Genomic DNA, 10,569 nt, shown 5'->3' with positions numbered 1-10,569 from the left:
CGGAATGGGTGGAATGGATTTCTAAGCTCTTTTCCATAGACGTAATAAAGAAACGGGTCTTCTGTGCCCGTTTTTTTTTATGCTTTTTCATGTTTTTCAACCGGTGAATTCGGTGATTTGATTGCTTTCAAGAATTGTTGATCCCGTGAAAGTTTTTGCGTTCTGCTCTTCAGAATGCGGCTTCAATTGCGAGCCTTCTGATCACAACAGAAGCAATGGTTGCTGAAGTTCCAAAGAAAGATACACCAATGCCTCCGATGCCTGCTGGCGGAATGGGTGGAATGGATTTCTAAGCTCTTTTCCATAGACGTAATAAAGAAACGGGTCTTCTGTGCCCGTTTTTTTATGATTTTTCACGTTTCATACAGTTTTTCCTTTTATGATAGTTTCTTTATCTTATAGGATTGTTCTATTCTCCTCTGGTTGATCTACCGTTATTGTGAATGAATTTCACTCTTAATCCATAGCTTTTTCTCTTGTTTTTATGAAATGTTTCTATTGTGCGGGGATCGTGGTTTCCTTTGAAAATATTGTGCTAATAAAAATATAACTATTTGATTTATAATCATTTATTCCTAATACAGTTCTGTTTTTTTTATTTCAGGTTTATGCATGCATCGTTAAAAAATCCTGTGTTTGTGCTTCATAAGGTGAGAGGTCACTACGGTTTTTATGAACCAACGCAATCATTAAAAGTCAGTAGTTAAAAAGAGTCAGTAGTTAAGAGTTAGTACCTATTGAGCGTTGGAAAGACAGAGTTGAAAAGAGCATGATGGGGCTGGTTTGTTTTTTATGAATAAGATGCTGGTATTTCAAGCTTTTGCATAGGAGAATAAGCATCTCTCTGTTTCGTTGATCTCTGAAATGGGGAGACTGCTCCATTTGAGAAGCTTAAAGATAAAAGCTAATTTTTCGCCTTGCTCTCATCTTTTTTTCGGTAAGCTCATCACCTAAACTGGAGCCAAACCCATGTTGTTATACTCAAGTTCTGTTTGTTGCCTATATTGTGACAGAAAATTCTTGAGTGGGGAGCAATTTTTGAACTAAGGGGACCATGACAGGTAGCCGAAAAAAATCATGACAAGACAGTAGGCGTGCTTGTGTTAGAATTTTTAATGCTTCTGATGATAAAGGCACGCGAAATTCTGTTGTAGCCTCATGCCTTCTTTTCATATTTTCGAGCCAAGGATTTTCCATATATTCTCTTCAACTTGACCTTTATGCATAGAACATAAGGGAATTGAGAGGGTGGAAATTGAGAGGCAGGGTATTGGGAGGCAGGGTATTGGGAGGGTGGAAATTGGGAGTCAGGGCATTGAGAGGGTGGAAATTGGGAGTCAGGGCATTGAGAGGGTGGAAATTGGGAGGCAGGGTATTGGGAGGCAGGGCATTGGGAAGGTGAGAGGAGGATGAGAGGCTTTATGTAAGGCTACCATTACATTGCTTGTTTATGCGCTTCTTTAAAAGAAATGTCTTTTAATACAAATTCTTGGCAATGCTATTTATGAAGAGTATAAAATCATTTGGATATCAATAGATTATTAAAAAAATGTATGTTGGTATGATCCTTTTCTTATGTTACCAAAGTTGCTGACTTACGCGTTGGTTAAAAATCTCTCTTCATACCCCTAAATTCATTTCATGAAAGTGTTTGTGAAGAGTGTATAAAAATTTCTCGTGAGACATGAAAAATCATCAATAAAATCTCCATGTTTTCAAAAAATAACGAATGGCTTTTTATATTTAAAAGCTTTAACACGTCTCACGTTTTTTATTTATTTTAGAGCTGAATATTCGATTTTTGTGTAAAAATACTTCCCAGCACATCTACGATCCGTGAAAAATCAAGTGCTAATAAGAAAATGATGAATATAATCCATTTCGTATAGCGTGACATCATTTTTACACTTTTATACGTTGTGATGATTTCTTGTAGGACTTCTTTTTCCTTTTCTGTAAGCTCTGTTTTTTTTCTAGCCATGTTTCCACCCACACAAGCCTTCCCCTTGTTTGTTATGCTTTAAAATATCTCTTGCGAGATTTGAACTGATGATATTGAGATCTTTTTTGTCTAAATAAATGGGCATCCAACCAACGCAAGAAAAAGGCTCATTGATTGTTTTTATCGCGCAACCAGTGAGTAAGAGCAGCGCGTACATCAGCATCACTTTTTTGATTAATTTCATTTTCCACCTCTAGCCGTGTTGTTGATGACTTTAGCGTTTTTTCTATTTGCTTTTGTTGTTCAACCTTCTTTCCAAGAGTGAAAGCTTTTGCTAAAGCGATAAAAAAAGCGGTCAGAGCCGCTCCTGTTATCATCAGATTTTTTTTCAACCACCACATCATAAGCGCTGCTCCCGAAACCGTTTTGCCACAAAGAAAATGCCAACGCAGGCGGCTAAAACCATAATGGTTGCTAATGCCCATTGGATAGGACCATTGCCTGCCAATAAGCCCCCAAGTCCAGAAAAAGAACCAATAATTGGTGTAAGCGCTTCTGCTTTGAAAAATCCCATTGGAGCTTGCGTTTCTACAGTTTGGTAGTTGGGAGAAACATAAGCCCCTTTTGCCCATAATCCCGATTCTGCTGCACGACGGTGCACTAAACCGTGAAGACGTTTTCCTCCTGCTTTAGTCCACTTTTGTAACTCAGAAGGGACGGCTTCATATTCGCCATTATTGAGCTTTTTTAGAAGGGTCGAATTACAAAAAGCCGATGTTCCTATATTATAGCAAAACGATACGAGCGCGGCGAATTGTTCATCCGTTAAAGAAACCGTCACATGTTTTTCAACGGTATTTTCAAATTGTCTTAAATCTTGAGAAAGAACTTCTTCTGCTTGTTTTTCAGTAATGATCATGCCCTTGTGAACGAACGGTTTGCCAGCCGCGCTGGTATGACCATAGCCAATTGTCCACACCCCGATGGCATCTTTATAGGCTTGTAAACGCAATCCTTCCCATTGTTTAATGAGCGCAAGCCCTGCTTTAGATATTTTTCTCATTTGCTTCTCCATAAAATAAAGCCTCACGTTAACGTGAGGCTGGTTGACAGATTAAAAATGAAATTTTTCACGCTTCAAAAACAGAAGAGATGTGAAACTTTTATGAAATCAAAAGGTTGGTTGTGACATCTTAGGGAATGGGGGAATGGTTGGGTAAGTGGAATAATAGTTGGGCTGGTGTTTTTGATGGAGCCTTCTTGGGGTGCGGGAAGCTGTTTGGTTGATGCACGATAAGTGTGGTCTATTGCGGTTGTTTGGTCGTATGGCATTGATGTGGGGGTGTTTGAGATACGAAGCGGACACTTTCAGAAAAACAAGACATATGCTTTTACTGAAGACGAAAGCATTAAATATTTTATGTATCAAGCGTTTTGCTTATCCAAAGAGTCTCATTGTTACACAGAGCTTTGGGCTAACAAGAGCTGTGGAATTTTGATATAATTTTAAGAGGGGCTGGTTTTTATAGGACAATGGTGCTTTTTCCCTTTAAGAGAAAAGTTGTTTGCTATTTTTGTTTTATGAGCGCAAAAGCTGGTTTGCTTAGAGAAATCTTAGCCGTAAAGCAGCCTCTCTTCGTTCTTTGATGAATAGGAATATGGAAAAGCCTCACTTACATCATTAGAGATTTGTATTCTGTGGCTCTTTTTCTGTGTTGTGAAACAGAAACAGTTTTTGTCTCTGTTGCTACCAAGCTTCTCTCAAACCTCTCGTTTAGGGTTTCGCCTTTTTTGTTTACTTTCTCCTGTGCTGCTTCTGGATTGGCTTTTAGATATTCCCCAAGACGTCTTCTGCCTTGCACGTGTTTGTATAAACGAGCTGGAAGATATGGATCTAATTTTTCAGCAGGTAAAGGCGTGTCTGGTTCACATAACACACCCTTAATATTATCTTTGTGTAGTCTTTCTAATTTTTGAGCTTCGAGATAAAGCTTTTTGGCAAGGCTTAAGCTGAACATCCCACATTCAGAGGAGCTTCGTTGAATATCCATTTCTACCATGGCAAAATGAATATTCGGAAATTGGTGATGTTCAATGGATTGTCGCGTTCTTAATGCAAGTAATGCGGGAAGCGTGTCACGCAGTGAGGTAGGTTCTAAAAATATCAGAGATGTTTTATTATCAATGGTTTGATGATCGACAACCGCAAAATGAATTCCCCTATCTTGTGCGTTAACGATCAGCCTAGAAGATTTTATGCCCTTTTCGAGCGTTTCTTTGAGTGCAAGGGCAAAGCCGTCAGGGGGGCTTGTAAGTTTGAGATTCATCTCTGGATATTTACGATTTGCTTGATCGACCAAGGCTGGCATCATGTACAGATCTAGAATATCATAATAATTTTTGATCCAACTGCCATCGGCATTATGCTTTTCTAAACCGGCAATAATATCTTTTAATTCCGCACGATTAAAAGGGGTGTTTTTTATTTTTTCAATGTTAAGCCGTTCTAAATGTGCAGTAAGAGTGTCTAATGATGCATTTGCATGCGCCCCTTCAGGTGCACTGGCCCCTTCTGGGGTTTGTGAGGAATGTGGTGGGGGAGAATCTTGTGGCTTCATAATCTTAGCCTCTATGTTGATGATCGATAAGTGATACTATCTTCTTCAATTCTGGCTAAACAATGTTTTGAAAAACAAGCCTTTGCATCTTGAAAGGTGAGGCGATGAGAGCATAATGATGTCGTTTTCATATTTTTATGCGTGTATTGCTCATCATTGCTGTGATGTATGATATTGGTATTTTATGGGGGGATTATTAGGGCGTTCTATTGGGAGCCCTTATTGAATACCACTTGTTTTGAAAATCTCAAAATTATGGGGCTGTTGGTGATGCAAATTGTGTAATGCAAAAGAAAACAGTCAGAAAAAGACGAAAGATACCTTCAAACCGTAAAGTTTTAAACATTGTCGCGAAACACACTGTTTTATAACAGTCTATAATAACTTATAATAGTCTATAATAATGCGAAAATTTTATGATGAAATCTGGACGCAGAAAACCCCTTACCGCACCCATCATTAAATACGATTTTTCATATTCTGTCAACCGCAAAACGATTATTTTTCCTCCTTTATCGCGGGAAAAATCTACAGAAAAAAGCTCATTCATTGGCTATGCAGCAAAATATCTTGTTTTAATGGAAAAGTTTTTGATGTGGCAAAAAACATTTTCTCCTTTGAGAAAGGAGGGGACAAGATGAAGGGAGAATTGTGGTTTTGAAATCCGTGGTATTTTATTGATGGAATTGGGAAGGCGGTGGTTGGAAGGTGTTGCGGGGCAAAGCTTTAGGTGTTGGCGATTTGTGGGGGTGATTGGGGCTATGCTGGCTGTCGTATTAGTGGTGATGTGATGGGGGGAGGGTTATCGGTGCAGTTGTTGATGAGGGAGGAGATTGTTGGTAGGGGCTTTTTCTTTCGTTTAAGGGATGATGCTTTTAATTGTGTCAAAAATCAACGGGTTGTTTTAATGATAAACTATTTATTTATAGTGGATATTTTATCGTTATTTAGTCTTGAATGAGAAACCCAGATTATGCTGAAATAAAAGCCATAGTTTTTGTCCGTCATAAGATCAGGAAAGCCATATGGAATTGTACAAGAAAAGACGTAAAATGACGATAATGAATTGTCTGAAGAGCTAAGGATGTCGCGATATTGGGTGAAGTGTATGATGAGGGTGGTTTGTTACAATGGGGGTAGAGGGAAGAATGTTGCTGTTTTTTAAAGAGGGGGCAATATTTATCCTGTCCATGCCGTGAATATGCCGTGAAATATTGTCCTTTGAGGCATGGATTAAGTGAGGCACTGGTAGGTATAAGGTTAAGTCTCTTTGACAGTTGAAGTATTTTTTTAAAGGGCGTGGTGGATATTTTTAAGCTTGTTTGTTGTGCGCTTTAAGCTTGTCAATCCCATGAAATTTTATGAAAGGGCATGCTCAGTGGATCTCAAGTGTCACTTGCCAAAGGGGGACTTTATAAAGGCGCTGGTTATAAAGAGGCATGTTATAAAAGAAGGGGGAGAATCTTTATCCTGTGAGGGGAAGGAAATGATGGGTGTTTTAGCCAAGGCTCTTTTGGGTAGAACTGTCAAAATGTTTATAAAGGGCATCAAGAATAATACGCAACGAACCAACAAGATTAGGCAGCGGTTGATCTTCTATAACAAGATAGTGTAATGCCGCATGAAAGTTGTGTTGACGATGTAGATATTGTGCTTCTTTAATCGCTTCTTGCATAGCTTCATAGTGTTCCGTTGCTCTTTGGACCCATTGCTTTTTTGCTTTCTCATCTGATGCGCTGTGCGTAAAACCATCATAATAACCGTTTGGTAAACCTTTTGCACATAAATAGTCGTTTCTAATTTGCAAGTATTGTTGCGCCGTGTCATATTGCTCTTTACTGATGCCTGATGAAGCCTCTTTATAGCCAAGCAAACAAAGACGCCCAATATAGGTTCCGACAAGCGGATTTTTCGCTTCTTCGAGGCTTAAACCAAAGTGTTTTGCACGCATTTCAATCGCAGATTGAAGCGCAGATTCGCTGGAACTTTGGGCACGTGAAATACAGCTATTGGGCTCTCGCTTTCCTGTTATTTTCGATCTACCGCGTTTTTTACGTATTTTCATGAACTTAACCATTTGAATGAAAAAGAAACTGTCTGTTGATGGGGGACAGTGATGTAAAAAGCACTTGGCGCAAATATTGGGGGGAGCAAATACTTAAAAGGAGGAAAATACTTAAAAAGAGGAAAATACTGGGGGAGTGAGCAAATACTGGGAAATATCAGCCGTTGCAGATCAAAAAACAAACGATACTAAAGGCGTTTTAAATGCAAAGAAAAGCAACGGTGTGGGGCGAAAAAATCATCTTTAAGGTGGTTTCTTACCTTTTTTATCTTATCCCTATCAGTCTTATCTTCCGCCCCTGTCATGCTTATTTTTTTATTGCTAGCGGATTATTTGCTTTTTAAATATTTCTTAACTGTTCTTGAGAGATTGAAGGAAAATTTTTGTCAAATGTGAATGAAAAAATAACAATGGATTTCAAGGGCATGTCATCGTCTTTCTAATGGGAAGTTTTTTCTAATGGGATTATTTGTCTCTTTTTTCACGAGCGCTTTGTGGAAATTTTTCAATTCCACTTTTGAAAGGTCATTGTTTTCTTAAGTTGGAAGCTTTTTATTTGGGTTCTCTTATTTTTTTGTTGTTGGGCGCTTTCCCAAGATATTTGATATACATCACGCTGTTAAGCATACTTTTATCCTTTATAGGAGATATATTGTCTTCTGTTGAGTGGCAGAGAGCGGCAAAAAGCAAACCTCCGCATTCTATTATAATAGCATAAGATGCCCTATATTTTCAAATAAAATATCGTTTATCGGCTTAAAATAAACTGTGAATGATCTCGCTATTTTGTTTGGTGTATCCTTTATAAGTATCCTTTATAGAGTATAAAAATCTCCGTTTTAATGGATCTTATTATAAAACGAGGGGATGTCGTTTAAAGGACGGAATGCATTATCGAAAGAGGCTGTTTTTATAAGAAGAAAATGCCTTTATAAAAAGATGCTTTTATAAGAGATGCCTTGATGAATGTAGGGGCTATACAAATGTAGGGGCTGTGAGATATTTCATCTTTAATGAAGAATTTTTAAAATGAAGCCTTTTTGATTAAGAAGCTTTCAAATGAGGATTAAGGTTGTTTGTCGCACGTTTTTTATACTGGATAATCGATTGCTTGTTTGACTTTGTTTTGTGTTGCTTTTTAAAGAGCCATGTCTTAGGGCTCTCTTTTGCCCATTTTGCAAGGGTGCTCATGAAGGGTATAACGATAAAGTCCCCAATGAAATCCATATAAAGTTTGAATAATATAAAATCTATTGCACACTTCCATTTTTACGCTTGTAAAGAAGAAAGTCTATAGCATCACACATTTTGCCAGCTCTCATTGTTGAGACAGCCCTTGGCATTTGAGGCGCTTCCTTAGAGGCATTTATCATCCTTTCTTAATGTTTTACTCTATATGGCTCTTTCTGCTTGTAACGCACAAGAGACATGGTTTGGGTTGATTTAATATGGAATAGGTTTGGAATAAGACAATCCTACGGTATTTAGGGTTCTCATTTAATATGAAAAACAATAAATTGTTATAAATCAGCGTATTGTTTGTAAACTTTACACATCAGATATTTCTTAGATTGAATATTTTTGCTTGTTGAGTTTTGTGAAACATTGTCTTTTGAAGTGTGGGTAATAGATAAGAGGATACAATGGCATTTGTGCTTGTAAGGTTTAGGGATTGTATGTTGTCACGTATGAGAAATTTTAAAAATAGACTTAAAGGGGCTTATAGCGCGTGTTTCATGGTGAAAAGAGTGCTAGATAAACCGGTTTTGCTGGTTGCATGTTCTCAAAGAGTGAGTGGGCATGTTAGAAGTGAGAAAATATCCGTATGATCGAAGATAAATCACAACACCAATCTGCCCATAAGGGAAATACGGCTTTTGCGTCACAGCCCGTGTTAAATCAGTGTGCGGTTTTCAAAAAATGGACGGCTCTCTCAAGAAAAGATTACGTCATCATTTTGTGTTTGGCTATCCTCTTGTTGGTGCTTTTTGCCGCGACTGTCTATATGAATCCTTTGGAGTTTTTTCACGTTATATCCAAAGAACAGTTTCAAGCACTGGGACAAATGGAACAAGGAGATCTTCGAAAAATGATTAAGGAGATCTTGAAACAGCCTTTTGAAAATAATCCTGCAATCGTGTTTTTGCGTGACGCGGGATGGAATAGTGTTTGGGCTTTTTTATGTCTCTTGCCGCAAATGATTTTTGGTGTTCTTGTGGTGTTCTTTCCACTCTTTTTTGTCTTTAACGCTATCTCTAAACGGGAGGTGAAGGAAATGATGAAGCTGTGGGATACATTGCCAGAGCAGCAACAGCTAGACAACCAATCTCTCAACAAAACACAATAGGGAAACAAGTGGCTGCTTCTTTTATAAGTACTTTTGTAATTTTGACCACAGTATGGTGGAGTACTGTCATGTTTCTCGGGGAGATCATGATACTTTTTTCTACTCTGATGACAATCTTGGTACTTTATTATTCTTTGATAAAACGGACAATATTGTTGTGTGGGATGCGGCGGAAATTAAAAAAGGGTGCATTGCAGAATTTGGGGCATAATCAGAAAGTCAGCATAGGACAAAATACAGTTTGTGCAATAAAGTTCAGCCCCCTTTCTTTTCAAGAATCTTTGGAACTTTCAAGAAAAGATTATTGTATCATCTTTTTTCTAGCTTTCATTGTGATTGTGGTTTTCGCAGTTTTGCTCGCTTTTTTTGCTTTTCTTCCAAAATCTGTGATTTTTTTACACAATTATATGCCTCTATTGTTTAAGGTTGGCGGTTTTGGCATGCAGCTGCTGTTTTGGTTTTGTGCGTGTATTGTTGTCGCTTTACCTGTCATTTTAATCTTCCATAGTCTCCTTCATTATGGCGTGAAAAAAACAATAAAGAAATTAGAAATGGTTGCTTGAGAAGAGAATAAAAATGATGATTTCACATCAATGCGATAGGGGAAACACGTGACTATTGTTATAAAATTTTTGGCTTTTTTAGGGTTCACCATCATTGCCATTGTAATGTTTATGGTTATGATCCGGCTTCCTTACCGGTTGATCAAGCATATGAGGTTATCTTTTAAACTCTCTCAAGACTTGAAAAAGAGTACAACGCAAAAAAAGCAAGCCATACAACAATTGTGCAATGATCTGGGAGAAATGAAAAGACACAATCTCGCACATAAAACCCTTGATGCGACAATGCGCTTTCTTAACTTCAAAGAATTTCTGCCTCTTTCTTCGAAAGAATGTAAAATAATCTTTTTTATCTTTATCCTCTTTACTGTTTTGCAATCTGCTTTCTTTGTCGCAAATTTGGTATGGTGGAAGAGCGATATGGTCGGCGTTATCATGCAGCTGTTGAGCATTCTATGGTTTGGGCTTCTTCTCTTTTTTCCGATCATTGGGATCATGTGTATAAAATTAACGAGAAAATTGAACAAAAAACTTCAACAATTGAAAGAAGCAATACAACAACGCGATCAGGCAATTCGTATGAAGAATGGGCGTGGAGGATAAAATGACCAGTAGTCTTATAACATTAATGGCCTTTTCTTTCCTGTTCTTTATGGTCTTAAATGTTTTATTGTGGGTGCCAATCGTTGTCATTTATTACCTGTTTATCAAGCGTGCGAGGCTTTATTGCCGCGTGAAAAAAGAACTGAAATGCGTGCTTAATGAACGCGATATCGCCTTAAGACAGATCTCCCCAAAATAAAAAACAGCTTTCTCTTGTTTGGCAAGACTATAAAAAAATATGCTATCTTTCTACGGTCATGGCGACTGCTCCAATAGTTATAACTGCTGTCGTTAAGGTATGGAGAAGGAAGAGCTTTGTTTCTCTTGTCGTATTCGAGCCATTGGCATGGATGTTTGCCTGTACTTTTTTATTCTTACCGATTGTTTTTATTATGCGTTTTATCGTGACCCGTCAGTTGAACAAAATGATA

11 protein-coding genes and 1 pseudogene are annotated in these 10,569 nt (G+C 37.9%); 5 read left to right on the top strand and 7 right to left on the bottom strand.

The features are described from left to right. Positions 1–96: 96 nt before the first annotated feature. Positions 97–293: pseudogene (groEL, locus tag ACFINR_RS07985) on the top strand (chaperonin GroEL); the annotation flags it as partial. Positions 294–999: 706 nt separating this feature from the next. Here the strand turns inward: groEL and ACFINR_RS07980 are convergent. The 6 genes from ACFINR_RS07980 to ACFINR_RS07955 form a co-directional block, all read right to left on the bottom strand. Continuing rightward, entirely contained in the window at positions 1,000–1,197 is a 198-nt protein-coding gene (locus tag ACFINR_RS07980) for a hypothetical protein (RefSeq protein ID WP_375653865.1), read from the bottom strand. Positions 1,198–1,780: 583 nt separating this feature from the next. Continuing rightward, positions 1,781–1,981 (bottom strand): hypothetical protein, encoded by a 201-nt coding sequence (locus tag ACFINR_RS07975; protein WP_375613255.1) that lies wholly within the window; start codon positions 1,979–1,981, stop codon positions 1,781–1,783. After that, positions 1,974–2,186, bottom strand: a complete 213-nt coding sequence (locus tag ACFINR_RS07970; protein WP_273790903.1) for a hypothetical protein — start codon at positions 2,184–2,186, stop codon at positions 1,974–1,976. Before ACFINR_RS07970 ends, ACFINR_RS07975 begins: the two co-directional genes overlap by 8 nt. Then, positions 2,110–2,346 carry a hypothetical protein gene (locus ACFINR_RS07965; RefSeq protein ID WP_273790902.1) on the bottom strand — a complete coding sequence of 79 codons (237 nt, stop codon included), beginning with the start codon at positions 2,344–2,346 and terminating at the stop codon, positions 2,110–2,112. The genes ACFINR_RS07970 and ACFINR_RS07965 overlap by 77 nt, the downstream gene beginning before the upstream one ends. Continuing rightward, positions 2,343–3,005: a lysozyme gene (locus ACFINR_RS07960; RefSeq protein ID WP_375630096.1), complete on the bottom strand. Its 663-nt coding sequence runs from the start codon at positions 3,003–3,005 to the stop codon at positions 2,343–2,345. The genes ACFINR_RS07965 and ACFINR_RS07960 overlap by 4 nt, the downstream gene beginning before the upstream one ends. Positions 3,006–3,615: 610 nt before the next feature. Further along, complete coding sequence (locus ACFINR_RS07955) at positions 3,616–4,560, bottom strand: YopJ/AvrA family T3SS effector serine/threonine acetyltransferase (protein ID WP_375653861.1); 945 nt, start codon at positions 4,558–4,560, stop codon at positions 3,616–3,618. Positions 4,561–4,976: 416 nt separating this feature from the next. Between ACFINR_RS07955 and ACFINR_RS07950 the strand changes: the two genes are divergently transcribed. Continuing rightward, the gene (locus ACFINR_RS07950) at positions 4,977–5,201 is read left to right on the top strand and encodes a hypothetical protein (RefSeq protein WP_375653858.1); all 225 of its coding nucleotides are present in this window, start codon (positions 4,977–4,979) and stop codon (positions 5,199–5,201) included. A gap of 857 nt (positions 5,202–6,058) precedes the next feature. On the opposite strand, the gene ACFINR_RS07945 is transcribed toward ACFINR_RS07950, so the two are convergent. Next, positions 6,059–6,625 (bottom strand): hypothetical protein, encoded by a 567-nt coding sequence (locus tag ACFINR_RS07945; RefSeq protein ID WP_375631961.1) that lies wholly within the window; start codon positions 6,623–6,625, stop codon positions 6,059–6,061. Between the two features lie 1,825 nt (positions 6,626–8,450). Between ACFINR_RS07945 and ACFINR_RS07940 the strand changes: the two genes are divergently transcribed. Genes ACFINR_RS07940 through ACFINR_RS07930 form a run of 3 tightly spaced genes read left to right on the top strand, consistent with a single transcriptional unit; the run spans position 8,451 to position 10,138 of the window. Continuing rightward, complete coding sequence (locus ACFINR_RS07940; RefSeq protein ID WP_375613261.1) at positions 8,451–8,972, top strand: hypothetical protein; 522 nt, start codon at positions 8,451–8,453, stop codon at positions 8,970–8,972. Further along, positions 8,912–9,535 (top strand): hypothetical protein, encoded by a 624-nt coding sequence (locus tag ACFINR_RS07935; protein WP_375653855.1) that lies wholly within the window; start codon positions 8,912–8,914, stop codon positions 9,533–9,535. Before ACFINR_RS07940 ends, ACFINR_RS07935 begins: the two co-directional genes overlap by 61 nt. 48 nt (positions 9,536–9,583) lie before the next feature. After that, positions 9,584–10,138, top strand: a complete 555-nt coding sequence (locus ACFINR_RS07930) for a hypothetical protein (protein ID WP_375613263.1) — start codon at positions 9,584–9,586, stop codon at positions 10,136–10,138. Positions 10,139–10,569: the final 431 nt, after the last annotated feature.

Source organism: Bartonella sp. AP19HLJMH, from assembly GCF_042196245.1.
GTDB lineage: Bacteria > Pseudomonadota > Alphaproteobacteria > Rhizobiales > Rhizobiaceae > Bartonella.
The sequence above is the reverse complement of the archived record's forward strand: the minus strand, read 5'-3'. Positions and strand labels throughout refer to the sequence as shown.

What these genes read in the sequence shown, in the direction of transcription:
- ACFINR_RS07955 (WP_375653861.1), bottom strand. Translation starts at nt 4,560, where the DNA reads ATGAAGCCACAAGATTCTCCCCCACCACATTCCTCACAAACCCCAGAA.
- ACFINR_RS07945 (WP_375631961.1), bottom strand. Translation starts at nt 6,625, where the DNA reads ATGAAAATACGTAAAAAACGCGGTAGATCGAAAATAACAGGAAAGCGA.
- ACFINR_RS07980 (WP_375653865.1), bottom strand. Translation starts at nt 1,197, where the DNA reads ATGGAAAATCCTTGGCTCGAAAATATGAAAAGAAGGCATGAGGCTACA.
- ACFINR_RS07965 (WP_273790902.1), bottom strand. Translation starts at nt 2,346, where the DNA reads ATGATGTGGTGGTTGAAAAAAAATCTGATGATAACAGGAGCGGCTCTG.
- ACFINR_RS07960 (WP_375630096.1), bottom strand. Translation starts at nt 3,005, where the DNA reads ATGAGAAAAATATCTAAAGCAGGGCTTGCGCTCATTAAACAATGGGAA.
- ACFINR_RS07970 (WP_273790903.1), bottom strand. Translation starts at nt 2,186, where the DNA reads ATGAAATTAATCAAAAAAGTGATGCTGATGTACGCGCTGCTCTTACTC.
- ACFINR_RS07940 (WP_375613261.1), top strand. Translation starts at nt 8,451, where the DNA reads ATGATCGAAGATAAATCACAACACCAATCTGCCCATAAGGGAAATACG.
- ACFINR_RS07950 (WP_375653858.1), top strand. Translation starts at nt 4,977, where the DNA reads ATGATGAAATCTGGACGCAGAAAACCCCTTACCGCACCCATCATTAAA.
- ACFINR_RS07975 (WP_375613255.1), bottom strand. Translation starts at nt 1,981, where the DNA reads ATGGCTAGAAAAAAAACAGAGCTTACAGAAAAGGAAAAAGAAGTCCTA.